The following is a 20,567-nucleotide window of genomic DNA, read 5'->3' as shown; positions in this document are numbered from 1 at the left end:
GCGTAGTGGGCGTGGCCCAGGCGACTTGCGTTTCATGCGGCGACAGCGGCCCCTGTAGCGGGCAGGGCCCCTGCGTGCGGGGCACGCGGCCACGTGGCCGGTGCTGTGCGGGCGGGACACATGGGCCGCGCTGTGCGATGCGCCACGATGTGAGCGCAGTTAGCGGCTTCAGCGCCCCCTCAGCGCTTCACCTCCTTCAGGATCCACCGCAGGAAGGCCTTGAGCGGCGGGCGCTTGGTGCCGGGCAGGGTCACCACGTGGTAGCCCGCGTCGGGGCGCTCCTCGAACAGGAGCCGCAGCCGCCCGGCGCGCAGGTCCTCCTCGACCGCGACGCGGGTCGAGACCGCGATGCCCTGGCCGTTCCGCGCCCCGTCGAGCATCAGGTTGCCGGGCACGTAGAGCCCCTTGATCCGCGCCCCCGGCACGCCGTGGCTCTCGAGCCATTCGGTCGCCTCCGAGGTGCCCAGCTCCTGCAGCCAGGGATAGCGCGTCAGCTCCGAGAGCCGTGGCACCGCGCCGTGGCCCACGAGCGAGGGCGCCGCGACCACGTGGATCGGCGAGCGCAGAAGCTCCACCGATTCGAGCCCCGGCCAGCTGCCGCTGCCGTAGCGGATCGCCACGTCGGTGCCGCCGGGCTCCAGCGGCACGAGCTGCGGCGTCGGCGCGATCATCACGTCGATCTCCGGGTGCTCCACCGCGAAGCCCGCGAGCCGGGGCATCAGCCAGTTCGCCGCGAAGGTCGGCGAGGTGGTGACGTTCAGCGGCCGGTCCGCATCGGCGCCGGTCAGCGCCTCGATGGTCGCCGCGATGGTGCCGAAGCCGTCGGAGAGCGCGCTCGCCAGCTCGTGGCCCTCGTAGGTCAGCGACAGCGAGCGGCCGCTGCGGTCGAGCAGCTTCAGCCCCAGGTGGGTCTCGAGGTTGCGCATCTGCTGGCTGATCGCCGCGTGGCTCACGTTCAGCCGCCGGCCGGCCTCGGTGACCGACCCGCATTCGGTATAGGCCGCGAAGGCTCGCAGCGCCGAGAGGGGAGGGAGGCTGGACCAGTCCATATGAAACCCTGGCTTACACTTAGTGAGAATTCCTGAGTGGCATGAACGCGCGGAAATGACGATATGGATGTTAGAGCGCGAAGGAAAGGAGGCTCCAGTATGTTCGACATTCTTGCACAAAGCTTCATGGCGGCCACCGGTCGCGGGAGCGAGTTCCAGCCGTGGGAACGCCGTATCGCCGCGCCGAAGCGTGAGCGGGTGAAATTCCAGGTTCCGAAGGAGGCCCGGAAATGATCGATCCCGTCCTGCGCCAGATCGAGGCGATGCTGCGCCGCGACATCGACGCGGCCTGGAAGATGCGCCTCACGCTGCCGCCCTCGATGTGGACCGAGGCTCGGCCGCGGCAGGCCCCGACCCGTCTCTTCGGCGCGAGGTGACGCCGGTTTGACCGACACAGAAGCACGCGATTAGCGGGGCTCCGGGATGACGACCGGGGCCCCGATTCGTTTTGGGGGGTGTTTCGGGGCTCTGGGCGATCGTGGTTTTGGATGCACCACGAGGGGCAGTGGCTCTGAGAGACGGCGCTTCAGGCTCGCCTGAGCCCGACTGGACCGCCCCGGCGCGTTACCCCGCCGCAAGGCCCTCCAATCCCCGCCCGCATAGCCAGAGGGCCCGCGCCCTCAGCCCACCGGATCGAAGGCGGCGGCGATCAGCGTCCGGGTGTACTCGGTCTTCGGCGCCTCAAAGATCTCCTCGGTCGCACCGTATTCCACCACGTCGCCCTGCTTCATCACGATGACCTTATGCGACATCGCCCGCACCACCTTCAGGTCGTGCGAGATGAACAGATAGGCCAGGTCGTATTTCCGCTGCAGCTCGCGCAAAAGGTCGACGATCTGCACCTGCACCGTCATGTCCAGCGCCGAGGTCGGCTCGTCCAGCACCACCAGCCGGGGCCGCAGCACCATCGCGCGGGCGATGGCGATGCGCTGGCGCTGGCCGCCCGAGAACTCGTGCGGGTAGCGGTGCATGGTGGAAGGATCGAGGCCCACCTCGCGCATCACCTCGGTCACCAGCTCGCGGTGCGGCCGCCCGTCGGGCGAGCCGTGCACGCCCAGGCCCTCGGCGATGACCTGTTCGCAGGTCATCCGCGGGCTGAGCGAGCCGAAGGGGTCCTGGAAGACGATCTGCATGTCCGAGCGCAGGCGCCGCAGCTCGCGGGTCTTCCAGCCGCGCACGTCCTGCCCGCGGTAGGTGATCGCGCCCTTGGACTGAATGAGCCGCATGATCGCCAGCGCCAGCGTGGTCTTGCCCGAGCCCGATTCCCCGACGATGCCCACGGTCTCTCCGGCGCGCACCGAGACGGTGGCGTCGTTCACCGCCTTCACATGGCCGACGGTGCGCTTCATCAGGCCCTTCTGGATCGGGAACCAGATGCGCAGGTTGTCGGTGCGGGCGACCTCCTCGGCGTCTGGCTCCACCGGTTCCGGCGTGCCGGTCGATTCCGCCGAAAGCAGCATCTGCGTGTAGGGGTGCTGCGGGTTGGCGAAGATCTCGCGGGTCGGGCCGGCCTCGACGATCTCGCCGTCCTTCATCACGCAGACCCGGTCCGCGATGCGCCGCACGATGCCGAGGTCGTGGGTGATGAACAGAAGGCTCATGCCCTCGGCGCGCTGCACCTCGCCCAGAAGCTCGAGGATCTGCGCCTGGATCGTCACGTCGAGCGCGGTCGTCGGCTCGTCGGCGATCAGCAGGTCGGGCCGGTTGGCGAGCGCCATGGCGATCATCACCCGCTGCCGCTGCCCGCCGGAAAGCTGGTGCGGATAGGCGCCGAGCCGGCTTTCGGGGTCGTGGATGCCCACCTGCTCGAGCAGGCTGATGATCCGCGCGCGGGCCGCCTCTCCAACGATGCCCTGGTGCAGGGCCAGGCTTTCGGAGAGCTGCTTTTCCAGCGTGTGCAGCGGATTGAGCGAGGTCATCGGCTCCTGGAAGATGAAGGAGATGTCGTTGCCGCGGACCTTGCGCAGAAGCTTGTCGGCGGCGCCGACCATCTCCTGGTCGTCGTAGCGCACCGAGCCCTCGACCCGGGCGGCGGGCCCCAGAAGCTGCACCGTGGACAGCGCGGTGACCGATTTGCCCGAGCCGCTTTCGCCCACCAGCGCCACGGTCTCGCCCTTGTCGATATGGAAGGAGACGCCGCGCACGGCCTGGGTCTCCTGCCCGTCCTGGGTGAAGGTGACGCGAAGGTCTCGAACGTCGAGCGTGCGGGTCATGCGCGGGCCTTTTCTTGGGTGGGGCGGGGCGCCGGGAGCTTGGGGCGGTCCATCACGAGAAGGTCTTCCGGGGATCGAAGGCATCGCGCACGCCCTCGAAGATGAAGACCAGGAGCGAGAGCATCACCGCGAAGACGGTGAAGGCCGTGAAGCCGAGCCAGGGCGCCTGCAGGTTCTGCTTGGCCTGCAGCGTCAGCTCGCCGAGCGAGGGCGCCGAGGAAGGCAGGCCGAAGCCCAGGAAGTCGAGCCCCGCCAGGGTCGAGATCGTGCCGGTCACGATGAAGGGCAGCATGGTCACGGTCGCCACCATGGCGTTGGGCAGCATGTGGCGGAACATGATCTTCCAGTTCGACACGCCGAGCGCCTTGGCCGCGCGCACGTATTCGAGGTTGCGCGCGCGCAGGAATTCCGCCCGGACCACGCCGACCAGCGCCACCCAGCCGAACAGCACCGTCAGCAGCACCAGGAGCCAGAAACTTCGGCCCAGGATCGCGAAGAGGATGATGATGATGTAAAGCGAGGGCGTCGCGGCCCAGATCTCGATCAGGCGCTGGAAGATCAGGTCGACCCAGCCGCCGAAATAGCCCTGCACCGCGCCCGCGATGATCCCGATCACCGAGGAGGCGACGGTCACCATCAGGGTGAACATGATCGACAGTCGGAAGCCGTAGATCACCCGCGCGGTGACGTCGCGCTTGGTGTCGTCGGTGCCGAGCCAGTTCTCGCCGTTGGGCGGCAGGGGCGCCGCGCCGGGGCGGTCGACCGGCGTGTCGTAGCTGTAGGGGATCACCGGCCAGAGCATCCAGCCCTTGGCGAAATCGGGGTCCTCGATGCCGCCGTCGCGGGCCGCCACGATCAGCCCGTCGGGGTCGTCGAAACAGTCGATCAGCCCGCCGGTCTCGATCAGGCAGCGCACCTCGGGGTCGCGATAGGCGGCCTCGGTGCGGAAGTCCCCGCCGAAATCGGTCTCGGAGTAGAAGCTGAAGATCGGCATCCGCAGCTCGCCCCGGTAGCTGACCAGGATCGGCTTGTCGTTGGCCAGGAACTCCGCAAAGAGCGACAGCCCGAAGAGCACCAGGAAGATCCAGAGCGACCAGAAGGCGCGGCGGTTGGCCTTGAAGTTGCGCCAGCGCCGCTTGTTCAAGGGCGAGAGCGCGAAGCGGCCGGGCCGGGGCTCGGGCGCCACGGGCTTGCCGGGCATCGGCTCGGGGGCGATGGGATCGGGATCGGCGGCCATGGCTCAGCCCTCCCGCTTTTCGAAGTCGATGCGCGGATCGACGAAGACATACATCAGGTCCGACAGGATCCCGACCACCAGGCCGATCAGGCCGAAGATGAAGAGCGTGCCGAAGATCACCGGGTAGTCGCGCGCCACCGCCGCCTCGAAGCCGAGCCGCCCCAACCCGTCGAGCGAGAAGATCGTCTCGATGATCAGGCTGCCGGCGAAGAAGACCCCGATGAAGACCGCCGGGAAGCCCGCGATCACGATCAGCATGGCGTTGCGGAAGACATGGCCGTAGAGCACCCGGCGCTCGGTCAGCCCCTTGGCCCGGGCGGTCATCACGTATTGCTTCTTGATCTCGTCCAGGAAGGAATTCTTGGTCAAGAGCGTCAGCGTCGCGAAGGCCGAGATGGTCGAGGCGGTGACCGGCAGGGCGATGTGCCAGAAGTAATCCGCCACCTTGCCGATGAGCGAGAGCTCCTCGAAGTTGTCCGAGGTCAATCCTCGGAGCGGGAAGATCTGGAAGTAGGAGCCGCCCGCGAACAGCACCAGAAGCAGGATCGCGAAGAGGAAGCCCGGGATCGCATAGGCCACGATGATCATGGCCGAGGTCCAGGTGTCGAAGCTGGTGCCGTCGTTCACCGCCTTGCGGATGCCGAGCGGGATCGAGACGAGATAGGCGATCACCGTCGACCAGAGCCCCAGCGTGATCGACACCGGCATCTTCTCCAGCACCAGGTCGGTGACCGAGATCGAGCGGAAGTAGCTCTCGCCGAAGTCGAGCCGCATGTAGCTCCACATCATGTCGAGGAAGCGCTGCAGCGGCGGCTTGTCGAAGCCGAACTCCTTTTCAAGCTCCTCGATGAAGTCCTTGGGTAGGCCGCGGGCGCCGACGTATTCGCTGTCCGAGCCGAAGGTCTCCTCGGTCATGCCGACGTCGTTGTTGGCGCCGGCGAAGCCGCCGAAGACATCGCCTTCGCCCCGCATCTCGGCGAGGATCTGCTCGATCGGCCCGCCAGGGACGAACTGCACGAGGGTGAAATTGACGACCATGATCCCCAGGAGGGTGGGAATCACGAGCAGCAATCGCCGCAGGATGTATGCGCCCAAGGGTTACCTCAATGCGCCGGAAGCCTTCAGGGCCTCGGCCTTGTCTTCGTCGTACCACCAGAAATCGAGATAGCCGACCGAAAGCGGCGGCAGCTCGTCGGGCCGGCCGAACAGGTCGTAATAGGCCACCCAGGCCTCTGCAACATATCCCGAGGAAATCACGATGCGTTCCCAGCGCAGCGCCCGGTCGAGCACCTTCAGCGCGGTGACCTCTTCCTCGCGGCTGTCGGCGTCGAGCGCCTTCTCGATGATCGCGTCGACCAGCGGGCTTTTCAGCGTGGCGGGGTTGTAGCTCGAGACCTCGGCGGTCTCGGAGCCGAACATCTGCTTGAGGCCGGTGCCGACCGACATGAAGCTGACGTAGCGGGTGAAAAGGACGTCGTAGTCCTTGTCGAGGAAGCGCTGCTGGATCTGCGCGGTGTCGATCTTCTCGACGCGGGCGTCGACGCCCAGGGCCTGCAGGTTGCCGACATAGGTCGTGACCAGCGCCTCGACGGTGTCGCCGGTGGCCGAGGAGATCAGGAATTCCACCTCGAGCGGGTTGCCTTCGCCGTCGCGCAGCCGTCCGTCGTCGCCGACCTCGTAGCCCGCCTCGCGCAGGAGCCGGAGCGCCTGGCGCATGTTGCGCCGGTCGGTCGCCGAGGCGGGGTCCGAGGTATGCGGCACCACCGCCTCTTCGGTGTAGAGCGCGGGCGGCACCACGTCGCCCAGGGCCTCGAGAAAGGCCTTCTCGTCGGCGCCGGGCAGGCCCGAGGCCGCCATCTCGGTGCCCTGCAGGAAGCTTTCACGCACCGAGGTCAGCCCGTATTGCAGCGATTCCCGCGTCCACTCGAAGTTGTACATCAGCCCCAGCGCCTGGCGGACGGTCTTGTCGTCGAAGGGTGCGCGCTGGGTGTTGTAGATGATGCCGGTGCTCTGCGGCGCGGTGCTGGTGGCGATCTCCTCGCGCTTGACGGTGCCTTCCTCGACCTTGGGGAAGTCGTAGCCGGTGGCCCAGCGCTTGGTGCTGCCCTCGGGGCGGAAGGTGTAGACGCCGGCCTTGAAGGCCTCGAAATCGGCGGAGTCGTCGGCGAAATACTCGATCCGCACGCGGTCGAAGTTGTGCCGCCCGACGTTGATCGGCAGGTGCCAGCCCCAGTAGTCGGGGTTGCGCTCGTAGACCACGTAGCGGTTGATCTCGTAATCGCCGACCACATAGGGCCCCGAGGCCATGGGCGAGTTGAGGCTGGGCTTGTCGAGCCGCTCGCCGGTTTCCTCGTACCAGGCCTTGGAGAAGACCGGCGTGCCGCCGACCTGTTCGATCAGCGAGCGCCGCGAGATGCCGTCGACGAACTCGAAGCGGATGGTGTGGTCGTCGATCACCTCGACGCCGGCGATGCGTTCCTTCACCGCCCGCGCGTAGGAGCGGATGCCCTGTTCCAGGAACAGGTTGTGGGTGAAGAGCGCGTCATGCGCGGTCACCGGCGTGCCGTTCGAGAAGCGCGCCTCGGGGCGCATGTGGAAGACGCACCATTCCTTGCCCTCGGGGTATTCCACCGCCTCGGCCAGGAGCCCGTAGGCATCGGTCAGCGAATCCGCCGGGGTCGGCGTGCCCCAGGGGCCGTCGCCGAACATGCTTTCGGCCACCACCGAGGAGAGGCCCTCGGGCCGGCCCTGGCTGGCCCAGCGGTTGAAGCCGTCGAAGGTGCCGAGGTCGCTCAGGATGATCTCGCCGCCGCGCGGGGCGTCGGGGTTCACATAGGAGAAATGCGGGAAGTCCTCGGGGTACTGCAGATCGCCGTAGAAGGAATAGCCGTGGCTGCGGATGACCTCGGAATGCGCCGCCGCGAAGCCCGGACGCGGCAGGCCGCCGAGCCCCGTCGCGGCCGCCCCGCCAAAGAGGACCAGCGCCTCCCGGCGCGTCAGGCGGGTGTCGACGAAACGGGTCATGGGCCTCTCCCTTTGGTGATATGCGGGCGCCCGGCGGGCCCCTCATTCACGGTAAGGGCGCGCCGCGGGGACGTTCAAGTTTCTATTGCGTGAACCGCGTGTAATCGCCCTGTGAGGTTGGGGGAGGGGCGTGCGGGTGCGGGGCTGGTGGGCGGAGTTGGAGTGGGTCCCAATGTGTCGCCGCACCCCGAGCAGGCAGAGGGCGCGCGCCGGACCGGGGGCCGGCGCTGCTTAGCTCCGGGCTAGGCGCTTTATGGCAGCAAGGTCAGGACTAGCGATTGGCTATGCGCTTCGCCCACAAGAGCGCCGGCCCAAGGGGCCGGTCCGGCGCGCGCCCGGCGCCTGCGGCGCTATTCGGGCGCAAGTGGTGGTGAGGGGAGGCAGACGGGGCGCCGTTATTTGCAGCACCCCGCCCCAAACAAAAAGGCGCGGCACCCAACCGGGCCCGCGCCTTTCCGATCCGTCGCAAAAGGCCCCGCGCCGGGGCCCCCGCGCCTCAGCTGTCGGTCTGATCGAGGTAGGCGATCAGGTTCACCCGGTCCTCGGGGTCCGACAGGCCGCTGTAGGACATCGAGGTGCCCGGCGCCCAGCCGCGCGGGTTCTCGAGGAAGTTGAAGAGGTTCTCCGGGGTCCAGACGTCGCCCGCCTCGGAGAGCGCACCGGAGTAGTTGAAGCCTTCCGCCGACCCGATGTCGCGGTCGACCACGCCGTAGAGATAGGGGCCAACCGCATTGGCGCCTTCCTCGAGCTGGTGGCAGGCGCGGCACTGGCTGAAGACGCGCTCGCCGGCGCCGGCGTCGGCGTTTTCCCAAAGCGAGGCGAAGTCCACCTCTTCTTCCTCTTCGGCGGCGCCGTCTTCCTCGGCAACCTCGATGGGGAAGCCGGTGGCGACCTGTTCGCCCTCTTCGCCGTGACCCTCTCCGTGTTCGGCGCTATGCGTCCCGCCGACGTGGAAGAGACTCTCGGCGGCCCAGCCGCCCAGCAGGAAGACAAGCAAAGCGCCGCAGAAGCCACCAATGATCTTGGTGAAGGTCATCGTGTCAAACATGGAGTCCGGTCCGTCGTGTCCTGAGTTTCAGCGGGTTCTATTGGTTCCAATTCGGAGAGGCAAGGTATACTCACCGCGACGAAACGCCCCCTCGAGAGACCAGTTCCAGAGACTTTTCATGGCCAGTCAGAAACGCATCGCCTTCCAGGGCGAACCCGGTGCCTATTCGCACGAAGCCTGCCGCAGCGCGCGGCCCGACCACGAGGCCCTGGCCTGCCGCACCTTCGAGGATGCGATCGAGGCGGTGAAGACCGGCCAGGCCGAGCTCGCGATGCTGCCGGTGGAGAACTCCACCTACGGCCGGGTGGCCGACATCCATTCGCTCCTGCCGGGCTCCGAGCTGAAGATCATCGGCGAGGCCTTCGTGCGGGTGCACATCAACCTTCTGGGCGTGCCGGGCACCACCATCGCCGACATCGCCGAGGCCCAGAGCCACACGGTGCTTCTGGGGCAGTGCCGCAATTTCCTGCGCGACAACGGCATCCGGCGGGTGACGGGGGCGGACACCGCGGGCTCGGCCCGGGCCATCGCCGAGGCCGGCGTGCGGTCGCGCGGCGCGCTGGCGGGCGAGCTGGCCGCCGAGATCTACGGGCTCGACGTCCTGGCCCGCCACATCGAGGACGAAGGCAACAACACCACCCGCTTCCTGGTGATGAGCCCCGAGGCCGACCTGACCCGGCGCGGCGATCACGGCATGCTGACCACCTTCGTCTTCCAGACCCGCAACATTCCCGCGGCGCTCTACAAGGCAATGGGGGGCTTCGCGACCAATGGCGTCAACATGACCAAGCTCGAGAGCTACATGGTCGGCGGCTCCTTCGAGGCGAGCCAGTTCTACGCCGACATCGAGGGCCACCCCGAGGATCCCGCCGTCGCCCGCGCGCTCGAGGAGCTGGCCTATTTCACCGAGGAGCTAACCATCCTCGGCACCTATCCCCGCGACGCCCGGCGGCCCTGACCCCGGGGCGCGGGCGTCCCGCAAGCGCCTCGCCTTGCAGCAGAATTGCCTTATCTCCCGATGCAAAGCCTGTATGATCCCGCGACAGGCGGTCTTTGCAAGGAGGAGGCATGGACCCAGGCGGCTCCAAGCAGACGAGCGGCGCGGGCTGCGGCCCGCGCGGCGCCCGGTGCCTTTGCGCGGGCGTGAGGCCCGTGCGGGAGGCAGCCTCATGCATGTGATCCACGCCCTCGCGGTCGGCAGCGGCATCCTCGGCATCGCGCCCATGCCCGGGGCTTCGGGCGATTACGCGGGCGATCTCGAGCATCTGAGGCACTGGCGCCCGGCGCTGGTTCTGTCGCTGGTCACCCGGCTTGAGCTTTACATGGCCGGGGCCGAGAGTTTCGGCGCCGACATGCAGCAGCGCGGCACCCGCTGGGACCAGATCGAGATCGAGGACGGCGGCGCGCCCGACACCGCCTTCGACACCCGCTGGGTCGCGGTCTCGGGGTTCGCGCGCAAGGCGCTTCTGGGGGGCGGCCGGGTGCTGGTGCACTGCCGCGCGGGCTGCGGGCGTTCGGGCATGGCGGCGCTGCGGCTGATGATCGAGATGGGTGAGGCCCCCGACGAGGCGCTGCCCCGCCTGCGCGCCGTGCGCCCCTGCGCCATCGAGACCGAGGCCCAGATGCGCTGGGCCCTGGCCGCGCGGCCGGAGCCGGTGCCGTTTTTGCGGCATAGTTGAGGGGGCGGGGCGTCGCCTTACGCCAAGGTTTTGGAATAAATGGGTTTTGCGGGGAACGCGCACTTTGCCTTTGCAAAGGCGCCAAAGCACCCTCGACGGCCCCAACTGGACCATCGCATCAAAACATCTGCACTGAAGGGATAAGGTGAGAGGCTGAACGCGACCCAAGCGGGGCTCGTTACGGCTGCTTCCTTCCGGACCTGACCGGGTTGGCGAGGCGCCTGCCCGCGCCAACCTCTCAAGGCCGAAATAGGCGTCACCGCACGGATTCGCAACCCTCGGGGTGAGGTGAGGGAGGTGCGGATGATGTTCCGCCGTTCGTGATTGGCGCATGTCGGCCCCCGCGCCGCAAATCCCCACGTCCGGTCGAATCCCGCCAGAGGGCGCGCGCCGGACCGGGGGGCCGGCGCTGCTGCCCTTTTAGCTGCGCGCTTTATCCCCACAAGGTCAGGACTAACGACCAACTAGGCGCGCCACCCCAAGGAGCGCCGGCCCAAGGGGCCGGTCCGGCGCGCGCCCGGCACCTTCGGTGCTGTTCGGGCGCAAATCCACCCACACCAGCCACCCCCAATCCTCACAACCGCAACCGCCCCAGCCCCCCATCCGAACCACCAACCCACTCCAGCCCCTCCGCCTCCACGAAAGGCCGGGCGGCCTCGGGCACCGGAAACACCGCCGAGGCCCCGGGCAGCGGCGCGAAGGACCAGCCCCCCGGCGCGGCAAGCTTCGGGCCCAGCCGCCCGCGCTGGCGGATGAAATCGGCGAGGATGTCGCGCACCAGCGGCCCGCCCTCGAGGACCGGCGCGCCCGAGGGAAAGCCGTCCTCGGCCCCGGCGCGGAAGCTGTTGGTCACGAGATGCAGCCGCGCCCCGGGCGCGATGGGCGTCCCGCAGGGCAGGGCCAGCCCGCGGATCCTCTCCCCGGCGGGCGCCGCGAGGTCGATCGAAAACCGCAGCCCGTGGATCAGGTCGAAGTCGTAGCCCGCCGAGCCCGGCTCCAGGAGCGGCGCATCACGCGCCCCGGGCCCCAGCGGGCGGAAGACGACCGCGGCGCGTTCGAGCCAGTCGCGGACCTCGGCACCGCTCAGGCAGCGCAGGCTCACCCGGTTGGCATAGGGGTAAAGGTCATGCACGTGCCGCAGCGCGATGGGCCCGGCGGGCACATGGGTGAACCCCTCGCCGCCCTCGGCCCCGCCGGCCTTGAAGGGGGCGGCTGCAGAGAGAAGCGGCAGCCCGCCGCCGCCGATCTCGGTGCGGGCATAGGCGGCCTGTGCCTCGGCGATGAGGGAGGTCGCCGCCAGCGGCCGGACCCGCGCGAGATAGGTCTGCAGCGCCACCGCGCTTTCGCCGATCACCTCGGAAAGCAGCGCCCGGGCGCGGGCATGGGCGGGGGCGGCGATGCGCGCCACGGGGCGGGCCTCGAAGCCCGGCGCGGCATCGGCGGGGCGCAGGTCCACCGCGCTTTCGGCCAGCCGCCAGCCGCCGCCCGGACGCGGCGCGAGCCGCAGGTCGATGACGCCCAGCTCGCGGCCATGGGCGGCAGGAGCGACCAGCGGCGCGCGTCCGCCCGCGGCAGGGCGGGCGTGGCGCTCGTGGCGGTGCCCGGCGATCACCGCGTCGACCTGCGGGTGGCCCGCGACCAGGAGTGCGGCATCCTCGAGCCCCGGGCGCGGATGCATCGGCCCGAGCCCCGAATGGCAGAGCGAGACCACGAGGTCCGCGCCCGCCCCGCGCAGGTAGGGTGCCCAGGCCTCGACCGTGGCGAGAAGGTCGCGGCCTTCGGCCCGGGCGACCGGATCCGCGGGGTCGCGCGCCGGCGTGCCGGGCGGCACCAGTCCCAGGACCCCGATGCGGATCGGCCGCACCTCGCCGGTCTCGAGCGTGAGGCTCCGGTCGAGCATCACCGCAGGGGGCAGGAGCGGGCGGTCGGCGAGCGGTCCTTCGCCCCGCGCCGCCACGAGGTTGGTCAACACGAAAGGGAAGGGCGCGCTTCTGGCGATGGCCCGCAGGGTGTCGAGCCCGAAGTCGAAGTCGTGGTTGCCCGGCACCGCCGCGTCGAGCCCCAGCGCCCCGAGCGCCGCGGCCACCGGATGGGCCAGCAGCCCCTGCGCCTCGGCGCGCATCATGTCGCGGGCGAGGATCTCGCCCAGGGCGTCGCCCTGGTAGGTGTCGCCGTTGTCGAAGAGCAGCGAGGCCGAGACCTCGCGCCGGGCCCGCGCGATGGTGCCCGCCAGGCAGGCCAGCCCGCTGCCCGGGCGCGGGCTGTCGCTGTCGTGGTCATAGGGCAGGAGCCGCGCGTGCAGATCGGTGATGGCGAGAAGACGCAAGGAAGCCACACGGTCGGACTCGTGGAGGCTTTTGGCGCTTGCACCCGTCACGCCGGTCCCCTTGTGTGATCTGCGATGCAGGAGACTAGGGCGCGGCGTAGCAAAAATCAACCATAGGTTGCATTATGCGCTGGGTAAAATGCAACCCTGGGGCGTTGCGCCATTGGCGCGGGAGGGGCGATGAGACATGCGGAAGAGGTGACCTTCGGCGGGGCCGGCTTCGACCGCGCCGCCGAGCTGCGCGGCGACGCCGAGGCGCAGGCGGCGCTGGCGCGGGACCCCGCGGCATGTGCGACCCTGCTCTGGCGCGGCAAGGTGCTGATCTCGCAAGGAAACCCCGCGCGGCTGGTGCAGCTGCCCATGGACCATCCGCTTTTGGCCGAGACCGGCGAGCGGATCTTCCTGGGCCGCGCGGGCGGCGCGCCGCGCTTCGCGCTGGAGCTCTCGGGCTGGGAGCCCGAGGGGCTCGACGCGGACGCGCTTCAGCGTTTCGCCGATCCCACCGAACAGGTGCATCCCGCCTGCCCCGAGGGGCGCTTCGTCGAGCTGCGCCGGGTGATGACCTGGCTCACCCCCTTCGAGGCCGAACTGGCCGCCACCGCCAAGGCGGTCCTCGGCTGGCATGCCTCGCACCGCTTCTGTTCGCGCTGCGGCACCGAGAGCGCCCTGGCCGAGGCCGGCTGGCAGCGGCTCTGCCCCGCCTGCGGCGGGCGGCATTTCCCGCGCACCGACCCGGTGGTCATCATGCTGGTGACCAAGGGGCCCTACACGCTTCTGGGGCGGTCGCCGGGCTGGCCCAAGGGCATGTATTCCTGCCTCGCGGGCTTTCTCGAACCCGGCGAGACGGTGGAGGCCGCGGTGCGCCGCGAGGTGCAGGAAGAGACCGGCGTGGCGGTCGGCCCGGTGCGCTACCTCGCGAGCCAGCCCTGGGCCTTTCCGAACTCGCTGATGATCGGCTGCCACGCCGAGGCGCGCTCGAGCGAGATCACCCTCGATCCCAACGAGATCGAGGCCGCGCAATGGGTCACCAAGGAGCGCATCCTGGCCACGCTCTCGGGCGAAGCGACGGGGCTTCTGCCGGCGCGGCGCGGGGCAATTGCGCATTTCATGCTGACGAACTGGCTTGCGGACAGGCTGGACTGAGACCAAGGCCGCCCGCCGAAGGGGTGGCGCAGAGACGGAGCAGACATGCAGTTTTCACGCACGGAAGACATCGAGGCGCCGCTCGACGCGGTCTTCGGGGCGCTGTCGGATTTCCCCGCCATCGAGCGCCAGATCATGCGCCGCGGGGTCGAGATCACCCGCACCGACGGCGGCGGCGCGGCGGGCGAGGGCGCGAGCTGGCGCGCCGGCTTCCGCTACCGCGGCAAGGCGCGCGAGGCCGATGTGACGCTGAGCCGCCACGAGCCGCCGACGCTTATGGTCTTCGACGCGGTCTCGGGCGGGCTCGAGATCCGTACCATCGTGGAATGCGTGGCGCTGGCGCGGACCCGCACGCGGGTCAGTATCGACGCGCATCTCAGCGCCAAGACGCTTTCCGCGCGGCTGATCCTGCAGTCGATGAAGCTCGCCAAGGGGCGGCTCGACCGGAAGTTCAAGACCCGGGTGGCGCAGGCGGCCTCGGACCTCGAGGCGCGGCTGAAGCGGACGTGATGGACCGGGTGATGGCGGTGGGGCGGTTCTGCGCTAGGCTCTTTCGTCAGTTCTGTTGAGTCCGACCCCCGGAGGCGCCGATGATCCGCCAGACCCTGACCGCGTTCTGCCTTGCGCTCGCCTCGGCCCTGCCCGTGGCCGCGCATGAGTTCTGGATCGACCCCGACCCCTGGCAGGTGCCCGCGGGCGGCGAGATCCGCGCCAGCATCCGCGTCGGAGAGGCTTTCGAAGGCCCCGGCTACGCCTATCTGCCGCCCAACATCACCCGCTTCGAGCTGGTCATGGGAGAGGAGGTCTACGAGGTGCCGGGCCGCCCCGGCGACCGCCCGGCGCTGCAGATGCCCGCCCCGGAGGAGGGCCTCGCGGTGATCGTGCATCAGACCCGCGACTACGATCTGACCTATGAGAACTTCCAGACCTTCGCCTCCTTCGTGGTCCACAAGGATGCGGATTGGGCGCTGTCGCGCTTCGTCGAGCGCGGGCTCGACCGCGGCAACATCCGTGAGCGCTACACCCGCTACGCCAAGTCGCTGGTCGCCGTCGGCTCCGGCGCGGGGGCGGACCGCGAGGTGGGGCTGCGGACCGAGATCGTGGCCGAGGCGAACCCCTATACCGACGATCTCTCCGAGGGCCTGCCGGTGCGGGTGCTCTATGAAGGCGCGCCGCGCGAGGGGGCGCAGATCGAGCTGTTCGCGCGCGCCCCGGACGGGACGGTCGAGGTGCAGTTCGTCGAGACCGACGCCGAGGGCCGCGCGGTCCTGCCGGTGCGCCCCGGCCACGCCTATCTCGCCGACGCGGTGGTGATCGGGGAGCTGGAAGTCTCGGGCCCCGAGGACCCAGCTTGGGAGAGCCTTTGGGCGTCGCTGACATTTAGGGTGCCGGGGTGAGGAAGGTTGGCTGGTGTCGCTTGTGAGGGCGGATTGCTTGGCACGCAGGTGCCATTGATCTTGCCGAGAAGGTCGATGTGCGCCTGCTAGAATCGGTCCTTCACCGAAAGCAGACTGTTGCCGTGGAACGCCAAATCCACGCGACGCCAGAGGTCTTCCCGAAACTTCAAAACTCACGCCCTCTTTGCGCCCGAATAGCATCGCAGATGCCGGGCGCGGCAATATAGAGGACAGCGGGTCCAGCCCCTGCACGCCGCCCGGCCACTGCCGTCTGAGTAACAGCGCCCCAATGCAGCCAGCGCCCTCTTGCGCCCGAATAGCATCGAAGATGCCGGGCGCGCGCCGGACCGGCCCCTTGGGCCGGCGCTCCTGTGAATGGTGTGCAAAGATCGCCGCTAGTCCTGACCTTGCTGGGATAAAGTGCGCAGCTCAGAGGTCGGCAGCGCCGGCCCCCGGTCCGGCGCGCGCCCTTTGTTGCGAGAGGTTGTGAGGGCGTGGGCGCTTCGGGACAGTGGGCTGTGCGGGGTGGTCTGCGTTGGAGGGCACGATCCGATGCTCAGGGACGTGTCCGGGCGGCATAGGACGTCCGTTGGGACCAGTGCAAACCGCCGGGCTGATGCGCTCACTGCCGCAAGGCGACCCGGACGGACCCACCGGTATCAGACCTCAGGCCGACAGAGGGGTGACCCCGCCAGCCGGCTCACCGCCCCCGAAGACTCGCCTCCGGCAGGCGCCTCACCCAACCCGAGGCCTCACCCCACCAATCGCCTCACACCACCGCATCAATCCAGTCGAAGAAATCCGGCCCCGCCCGCTCCAAGAGCTCCCTTGCGAGGTCGCGGCCCATGGCGGCGCCCTCGGAGATCGGGCCTTCGCGGGTGCCGGAATGCGCCTCGGAGCCGTCGGGGCGCAGGACCTCTCCGGTCAGGTGCAGCCGGTCGCCGTCGAGCACCGCCAGCCCCGCGATCGGGGTCTCGCAGGAGCCGTCGAGCGCGGCCAGGAAGGCGCGTTCGGCGGCCAGTTGATCGGCGGTCTGGGGATGGTGGATCGGGGCCAGCATCTCGGCCACCCGGGTATCGTCCTCGCGGCGCTCGATGCCGATGGCGCCCTGGGCGATGGCGGGCAGCATGTCGCCGACCTCGATCGGGTGCTGCGGCACCTCGGACATGCCGAGCCGGTTGAGCCCGGCCCGCGCCAGGAAGGTCGCCCGCGCCACCCCGTCGTCGAGCTTGCGCAGACGGGTCTGCAGGTTGCCGCGGAACTCCACCACCTCGAGGTCGGGCCGGCGCACCAGGAGCTGGGCGCGGCGGCGCAGGCTCGAGGTGCCGACGGTGACGCCCTCGGGCAGCTCCGCGATCGAGGCGAACTCCGGCGAGATGAAGGCGTCGCGCGGATCCTCGCGCGGCAGGTAGGTGTCGAGCACCAGCCCCTCGGGCTGCAGCGTCGGCATGTCCTTCATCGAATGCACGGCGATGTCGATCTCGCCCAGCGTCAGCGCCTGTTCGATCTCGCGGGTGAAGAGCCCCTTGCCGCCGATCTCCTTCAGCGGGCGGTCGATGATCCGGTCGCCGGTGGTCTTGATCACCACCACCTGGAAGGCTTCGTGCGGCAGGTCGAAGGCCGCCGCCAGCCGGTCTCGGGTCTCGTTGGCCTGGGCCAGCGCCAGCGGCGAGCCGCGGGTGCCGATCTTCAGGGGCGCGTCGGGGGAGGGGAGTGGGCTGGTCATGGCCCCTGATTACGCGGGCCGATCCGGGGTGACAAGCGAACTTGACAGCGGTTTCCGGGCAAGGGACACGGGTTGGACCGCAGGACAAACAGGCAGGAGCGGAGATGACCAAGACGATCCTCAGGGCACTCGCGGGCGAAACCCAGGCGGTGCCGCCGATCTGGATGATGCGCCAGGCCGGCCGCTATCTGCCGGAATACCGCGCCACGCGGGAACAGGCGGGCGACTTCCTGTCGCTCTGCTACAACCCCGAGCTGGCCGCCGAGGTCACGCTGCAGCCGATCCGCCGCTACGGCTTCGACGCGGCGATCCTTTTTGCCGACATCCTGCTGCTGCCCCAGGCGCTGGGGCTGGACCTGTGGTTCGTGAAAGGCGAGGGCCCGCGGCTCTCCACCGTGACCAGCGCCGAGGACTTCCGCGCGCTGAAGCCGGTGCATGCGATCGACGACACGCTCTCGCCGGTCTACGAGACGGTGAAGATCCTCTCGCGCGAGCTGCCCTCGGAGACCACCCTGATCGGCTTCGCCGGCGCGCCCTGGACCGTGGCGACCTATATGATCGCCGGGCGCGGCACCCCGGACCAGGGCCCGGCGCATGCGCTCAAGGACGGGAACCGCGAGGTCTTCGAGCAGCTCCTGGGCAAGATCACCGAGGGCACGATCGAATATCTCTCGCGCCAGATCGACGCGGGCGCCGAGGCGGTGAAGATCTTCGACAGCTGGGCGGGCTCGCTCAAGGGCGAGGATTTCGACCGCTACGTGGTGGAGCCCGCGCGGATCATCACCGAGGCCCTGAAGCGCCGCCACCCCGGCGTGCCGGTCATCGCCTTCCCGCGCCAGGCCGGGGAGAAATACGTGGGCTTCCATGGCGCGACCGGGGCCGATTGCGTGGCTGTGGACGACAGCGTGAGCGCGGCCTGGGTGGCCGAACACGTCCAGCCCGCGGGCTGCGTCCAGGGCAACCTCGCGTCGTCGCATATGGTCACCGGCGGCGAGGACCTGGTGCGCGAGACCCGCGCCATCGTCGAGGCGCTGCGCGGCGGGCCGCATATCTTCAACCTCGGTCATGGGATCACCCCCGACGCCGACCCCGAGAACGTGGCGCTGATGATCGAGACCGTGCGGTCGATGGGCTGAGGGGGCTTGGGCGGCCGGGGTTGGGCCGGGTCTCCCCTTGGTGCCCGGGAGGCGGGCCGGGGTTCCCGCCGAGCGTATCACGAGGACTGGGCCTCGCCGCCGTGCGTCTCACGAGGGCCGGGCCCTCTTCCCTGTGTATGACGCGGGCCGGGCCTCCCCGCCTCGCGGATGACGACGACCGGGCCCTCCGCCGTGGGTGTGTCGCGGGCCGTGCCTCCGCACCTCGCGGAAGATGAGAACCGGCCCACCGCCGTGGTGTGACGCGGGCCGGGTCGTTTTGAATAGCCCCTCCTTGCGCCCGAATAGCATCGAAGATGCCGGGCGCGCGCCGGACCGGCCCCTTGGGCCGGCGCTCTTGTGGGCGAAGCGCAGAAATCACCCCTAGCCCTGACCTTGCTGCCATAAAGCGCTTTACTCAGAGGTCGGCAGCGCCGGCCCCCGGTCCGGCGCGCGCCCTCTGGTGTGCGGGGTGAGAGGGGGCTGGGGTCTTTTTGGGAAGGTTGTTCCTCTGCCCGGCGGGCAATGCCAGAAGCTCTGGAGGCTTCGATTAGCACGCAAAACGCCTCGCCCTTCGCGCTTCCCGGGCTCAGCGTCCAAGGTGCCCCGCGCGCCAAGCCCCACGGCTCCGTGCCACACCCTCCAACCCCCGCGCCCCCCCGCGACGCCCCCCTGCGCATTCGCACATTGCCCCGGGGCCCCGGCATCCCTAGCTTGCGCGCACGAACAGACAGGCGGAGGCCGGCATGACCGCGATGGTCCAGATCGACGGGGTCGAAAAGACCTACAAGGGCGGGTTCCAGGCCCTCAAGGGCGTGAGCCTCGACATCCGCGAGGGCGAGATCCTCGCGCTTCTCGGGCCCAACGGCGCGGGCAAGACCACGCTGATCTCGGCGATCTGCGGCATCACCATGCCGACCGGCGGCAGCATCCACGTCGGCGGCCACGACGTCGTGCGCGCCTTCCGCAAGGCCCGGGCGATGATCGGGCTGGTGCCGCAGGAGCTGACGCTCGAACCCTTCGAGACGGTCTGGAACGCGGCGCGCTTCTCGCGCGGGCTCTTCGGCGCGGCGCCCGACGACGCCTACCTCGAGGACCTTCTCAAGCGGCTGTCGCTCTTCGACAAGAAGGACAACCAGATCCAGGAGCTCTCGGGCGGGATGAAGCGCCGGGTGCTGATCGCCAAGGCGCTGAGCCACGACCCCAAGGTGCTGTTCCTCGACGAGCCCACCGCCGGCGTCGACGTGGAACTGCGCCGCGACATGTGGGAGATCGTCGCCGCGCTCAAGGAAACCGGCGTCACCATCATTTTGACCACCCATTACATCGAAGAGGCCGAGGCCATGGCCGACCGGATCGGGGTGATCTCCAAGGGCGAGCTCCTGCTGGTCGAGGAGACCGACGCGCTCATGGCCCGGCTCGGGCGCAAGGAGATGCGGATCTCGCTCAATGAACCGCTCGGCGCGATCCCCGCGGATCTCTCGGACTACGACCTGCGGCTCGAGGACGAAGGCCAGGCGCTGATCTACAGCTACGACACCCGGGCCGAGCGCACCGGCATCGCCCGGATGATCGCCGCGCTGACCGAGGCCGGGGTCACCATCGCCGATGTCGAGACCAGCCAGAGCTCGCTCGAGGACATCTTCGTCGGCCTCGTGCACCAGCGCGACAACGCAGAAGGAGACGCGGCATGAACTGGTTGGCGGTCAAGGCGATCTACCGCGCCGAGATGGCGCGTTTCGTGCGCACCTTCCTGCAGTCGATCATCTCTCCGGTGATCTCGACCTCGCTGTATTTCGTGGTCTTCGGCGCCGCCATCGGCAGCCGCATCGACGAGGTCGAGGGCGTCTCCTACGGCGCCTTCATCGTGCCCGGGCTGATCATGCTGACGGTGATGACCCAGGCGCTGTCAAACGCCTCTTTCGGGATCTACTTCCCGAAGTTCATCGGCACGATCTACGAGCTGCTCTCGGCACCTGTCAGCTTCCTCGAGGTGATCCTGGGCTACGTCGGCGCGGCGGCGACCAAGGCGCTGTTCATCGGGTTGATGATCCTGATCACCGCCTCGTTCTTCGTCGAGCTGCAGATCCAGAACTGGCCGGCGATGATCGCCTTCCTGCTTCTGACCTGCATCAGCTTCGCGCTCTTCGGCTTCATCATCGGGATCTGGGCGGGCAACTTCGAACAGCTGCAGCTGGTGCCGCTGCTGGTGGTGACGCCGCTTGTCTTCCTCGGCGGGTCGTTCTACTCGATCAATATGCTGCCCGAAGCCTGGCAGACCGTCGCGCTCTTCAACCCGGTGGTCTACCTTGTCTCGGGCTTCCGCTGGGCCTTCTTCGGCATGGCCGATGTGCCGGTGGGGGTGAGCCTTCTGGCCATCGGCGGCTTCACCCTGGCCTGCGTCTCGGCGGTCTGGTGGATCTTCAAGACCGGCTGGAAGATCCGCAGCTGAGGGGTGAGCCGCGCGCTGGTGCGGCGACGGGGCAGGCTTTTGGTCCCGGACTGAAGGGCCGAGCCGCGCTCCGCTGTGTCGAAGTGGCACCGCTTTGTGCCCCGGACCAAGGGGCCGAAACGCGCCCCGATGCGCCAAAA

Annotated in this window: 18 protein-coding genes and 1 other RNA gene; 10 read left to right on the top strand and 9 right to left on the bottom strand. The window is 69.1% G+C overall.

What is annotated here, in order from left to right; translation table 11 throughout:
• Positions 1–179: 179 nt before the first annotated feature.
• Positions 180–1,049 (bottom strand): LysR family transcriptional regulator, encoded by an 870-nt coding sequence (locus tag LR948_RS16990; protein ID WP_232755282.1) that lies wholly within the window; start codon positions 1,047–1,049, stop codon positions 180–182.
• Positions 1,050–1,148: 99 nt separating this feature from the next.
• Here LR948_RS16990 and LR948_RS18930 point away from each other — a divergent pair, with 99 nt between their 5' ends.
• Together LR948_RS18930 and LR948_RS16985 are read left to right on the top strand one after the other, a co-directional pair.
• Positions 1,149–1,283 carry a hypothetical protein gene (locus tag LR948_RS18930; protein ID WP_255703041.1) on the top strand — a complete coding sequence of 45 codons (135 nt, stop codon included), beginning with the start codon at positions 1,149–1,151 and terminating at the stop codon, positions 1,281–1,283.
• Positions 1,280–1,426, top strand: coding sequence for a hypothetical protein (locus LR948_RS16985; protein WP_232755281.1), 147 nt, complete (start codon positions 1,280–1,282; stop codon positions 1,424–1,426). The genes LR948_RS18930 and LR948_RS16985 overlap by 4 nt, the downstream gene beginning before the upstream one ends.
• A 243-nt stretch (positions 1,427–1,669) precedes the next feature.
• Here LR948_RS16985 and LR948_RS16980 read toward each other — a convergent pair whose 3' ends face one another.
• From LR948_RS16980 to LR948_RS16960, 5 genes are all read right to left on the bottom strand, one after another.
• Positions 1,670–3,262, bottom strand: coding sequence for an ABC transporter ATP-binding protein (locus LR948_RS16980; protein ID WP_232755280.1), 1,593 nt, complete (start codon positions 3,260–3,262; stop codon positions 1,670–1,672).
• A gap of 52 nt (positions 3,263–3,314) precedes the next feature.
• Positions 3,315–4,499 carry an ABC transporter permease gene (locus LR948_RS16975; protein WP_370635001.1) on the bottom strand — a complete coding sequence of 395 codons (1,185 nt, stop codon included), beginning with the start codon at positions 4,497–4,499 and terminating at the stop codon, positions 3,315–3,317.
• Between the two features lie 3 nt (positions 4,500–4,502).
• Positions 4,503–5,594, bottom strand: coding sequence for a microcin C ABC transporter permease YejB (locus LR948_RS16970; RefSeq protein WP_232755279.1), 1,092 nt, complete (start codon positions 5,592–5,594; stop codon positions 4,503–4,505).
• A 3-nt stretch (positions 5,595–5,597) separates the two neighbouring features.
• Positions 5,598–7,523 carry an extracellular solute-binding protein gene (locus LR948_RS16965; protein WP_232755278.1) on the bottom strand — a complete coding sequence of 642 codons (1,926 nt, stop codon included), beginning with the start codon at positions 7,521–7,523 and terminating at the stop codon, positions 5,598–5,600.
• Positions 7,524–8,019: 496 nt separating this feature from the next.
• Entirely contained in the window at positions 8,020–8,571 is a 552-nt protein-coding gene (locus LR948_RS16960; protein WP_232755277.1) for a cytochrome c family protein, read from the bottom strand.
• A 118-nt stretch (positions 8,572–8,689) separates the two neighbouring features.
• Between LR948_RS16960 and LR948_RS16955 the strand changes: the two genes are divergently transcribed.
• On the top strand, positions 8,690–9,529 hold the full coding sequence (locus LR948_RS16955; RefSeq protein WP_232755276.1) for a prephenate dehydratase: 840 nt from the start codon (positions 8,690–8,692) through the stop codon (positions 9,527–9,529).
• A gap of 211 nt (positions 9,530–9,740) precedes the next feature.
• Positions 9,741–10,250 carry a protein-tyrosine phosphatase family protein gene (locus LR948_RS16950; RefSeq protein WP_232755275.1) on the top strand — a complete coding sequence of 170 codons (510 nt, stop codon included), beginning with the start codon at positions 9,741–9,743 and terminating at the stop codon, positions 10,248–10,250.
• Between the two features lie 143 nt (positions 10,251–10,393).
• Here the strand turns inward: LR948_RS16950 and ffs are convergent.
• An RNA gene (ffs, locus tag LR948_RS16945) (signal recognition particle sRNA small type) lies at positions 10,394–10,491 on the bottom strand.
• Between the two features lie 333 nt (positions 10,492–10,824).
• Positions 10,825–12,585 carry a 5'-nucleotidase C-terminal domain-containing protein gene (locus tag LR948_RS16940; protein ID WP_232755274.1) on the bottom strand — a complete coding sequence of 587 codons (1,761 nt, stop codon included), beginning with the start codon at positions 12,583–12,585 and terminating at the stop codon, positions 10,825–10,827.
• Positions 12,586–12,756: 171 nt separating this feature from the next.
• Here LR948_RS16940 and nudC point away from each other — a divergent pair, with 171 nt between their 5' ends.
• The 3 genes from nudC (at position 12,757) to LR948_RS16925 (ending at position 15,116) form a co-directional block, all read left to right on the top strand.
• Positions 12,757–13,719 (top strand): NAD(+) diphosphatase, encoded by a 963-nt coding sequence (gene nudC, locus LR948_RS16935; RefSeq protein ID WP_232755273.1) that lies wholly within the window; start codon positions 12,757–12,759, stop codon positions 13,717–13,719.
• 45 nt (positions 13,720–13,764) lie between these two features.
• Positions 13,765–14,229 (top strand): SRPBCC family protein, encoded by a 465-nt coding sequence (locus tag LR948_RS16930; RefSeq protein ID WP_232755272.1) that lies wholly within the window; start codon positions 13,765–13,767, stop codon positions 14,227–14,229.
• Between the two features lie 80 nt (positions 14,230–14,309).
• Complete coding sequence (locus tag LR948_RS16925) at positions 14,310–15,116, top strand: DUF4198 domain-containing protein (protein WP_232755271.1); 807 nt, start codon at positions 14,310–14,312, stop codon at positions 15,114–15,116.
• A 769-nt stretch (positions 15,117–15,885) separates the two neighbouring features.
• On the opposite strand, the gene hemC is transcribed toward LR948_RS16925, so the two are convergent.
• Positions 15,886–16,842, bottom strand: a complete 957-nt coding sequence (gene hemC, locus LR948_RS16920) for a hydroxymethylbilane synthase (RefSeq protein WP_232755270.1) — start codon at positions 16,840–16,842, stop codon at positions 15,886–15,888.
• 104 nt (positions 16,843–16,946) lie between these two features.
• Between hemC and hemE the strand changes: the two genes are divergently transcribed.
• From hemE to LR948_RS16905, 3 genes are all read left to right on the top strand, one after another.
• Positions 16,947–17,978, top strand: coding sequence for a uroporphyrinogen decarboxylase (hemE, locus tag LR948_RS16915; RefSeq protein ID WP_232755269.1), 1,032 nt, complete (start codon positions 16,947–16,949; stop codon positions 17,976–17,978).
• A 743-nt stretch (positions 17,979–18,721) separates the two neighbouring features.
• Positions 18,722–19,669, top strand: a complete 948-nt coding sequence (locus tag LR948_RS16910) for an ABC transporter ATP-binding protein (protein ID WP_232755268.1) — start codon at positions 18,722–18,724, stop codon at positions 19,667–19,669.
• Entirely contained in the window at positions 19,666–20,427 is a 762-nt protein-coding gene (locus LR948_RS16905) for an ABC transporter permease (protein ID WP_232755267.1), read from the top strand. Before LR948_RS16910 ends, LR948_RS16905 begins: the two co-directional genes overlap by 4 nt.
• The last annotated feature ends 140 nt before the right edge of the window (positions 20,428–20,567 follow it).

It is taken from the genome of Roseivivax sp. GX 12232 (assembly GCF_021272185.1).
Classification (GTDB): Bacteria; Pseudomonadota; Alphaproteobacteria; order Rhodobacterales; family Rhodobacteraceae; genus Roseivivax.
This window is presented reverse-complemented; position numbering and strand designations above follow the sequence as displayed.

Excerpts from the sequence above, each read along its gene's own strand:
- LR948_RS16990 (WP_232755282.1), bottom strand. The coding sequence starts at position 1,049 with ATGGACTGGTCCAGCCTCCCTCCCCTCTCGGCGCTGCGAGCCTTCGCG.
- LR948_RS18930 (WP_255703041.1), top strand. The coding sequence starts at position 1,149 with ATGTTCGACATTCTTGCACAAAGCTTCATGGCGGCCACCGGTCGCGGG.
- LR948_RS16985 (WP_232755281.1), top strand. The coding sequence starts at position 1,280 with ATGATCGATCCCGTCCTGCGCCAGATCGAGGCGATGCTGCGCCGCGAC.
- LR948_RS16980 (WP_232755280.1), bottom strand. The coding sequence starts at position 3,262 with ATGACCCGCACGCTCGACGTTCGAGACCTTCGCGTCACCTTCACCCAG.
- LR948_RS16975 (WP_370635001.1), bottom strand. The coding sequence starts at position 4,499 with ATGGCCGCCGATCCCGATCCCATCGCCCCCGAGCCGATGCCCGGCAAG.
- LR948_RS16965 (WP_232755278.1), bottom strand. The coding sequence starts at position 7,523 with ATGACCCGTTTCGTCGACACCCGCCTGACGCGCCGGGAGGCGCTGGTC.
- LR948_RS16960 (WP_232755277.1), bottom strand. The coding sequence starts at position 8,571 with ATGTTTGACACGATGACCTTCACCAAGATCATTGGTGGCTTCTGCGGC.
- LR948_RS16955 (WP_232755276.1), top strand. The coding sequence starts at position 8,690 with ATGGCCAGTCAGAAACGCATCGCCTTCCAGGGCGAACCCGGTGCCTAT.
- LR948_RS16950 (WP_232755275.1), top strand. The coding sequence starts at position 9,741 with ATGCATGTGATCCACGCCCTCGCGGTCGGCAGCGGCATCCTCGGCATC.
- nudC (WP_232755273.1), top strand. The coding sequence starts at position 12,757 with ATGAGACATGCGGAAGAGGTGACCTTCGGCGGGGCCGGCTTCGACCGC.
- LR948_RS16930 (WP_232755272.1), top strand. The coding sequence starts at position 13,765 with ATGCAGTTTTCACGCACGGAAGACATCGAGGCGCCGCTCGACGCGGTC.
- LR948_RS16925 (WP_232755271.1), top strand. The coding sequence starts at position 14,310 with ATGATCCGCCAGACCCTGACCGCGTTCTGCCTTGCGCTCGCCTCGGCC.
- hemC (WP_232755270.1), bottom strand. The coding sequence starts at position 16,842 with ATGACCAGCCCACTCCCCTCCCCCGACGCGCCCCTGAAGATCGGCACC.
- hemE (WP_232755269.1), top strand. The coding sequence starts at position 16,947 with ATGACCAAGACGATCCTCAGGGCACTCGCGGGCGAAACCCAGGCGGTG.
- LR948_RS16910 (WP_232755268.1), top strand. The coding sequence starts at position 18,722 with ATGACCGCGATGGTCCAGATCGACGGGGTCGAAAAGACCTACAAGGGC.
- LR948_RS16905 (WP_232755267.1), top strand. The coding sequence starts at position 19,666 with ATGAACTGGTTGGCGGTCAAGGCGATCTACCGCGCCGAGATGGCGCGT.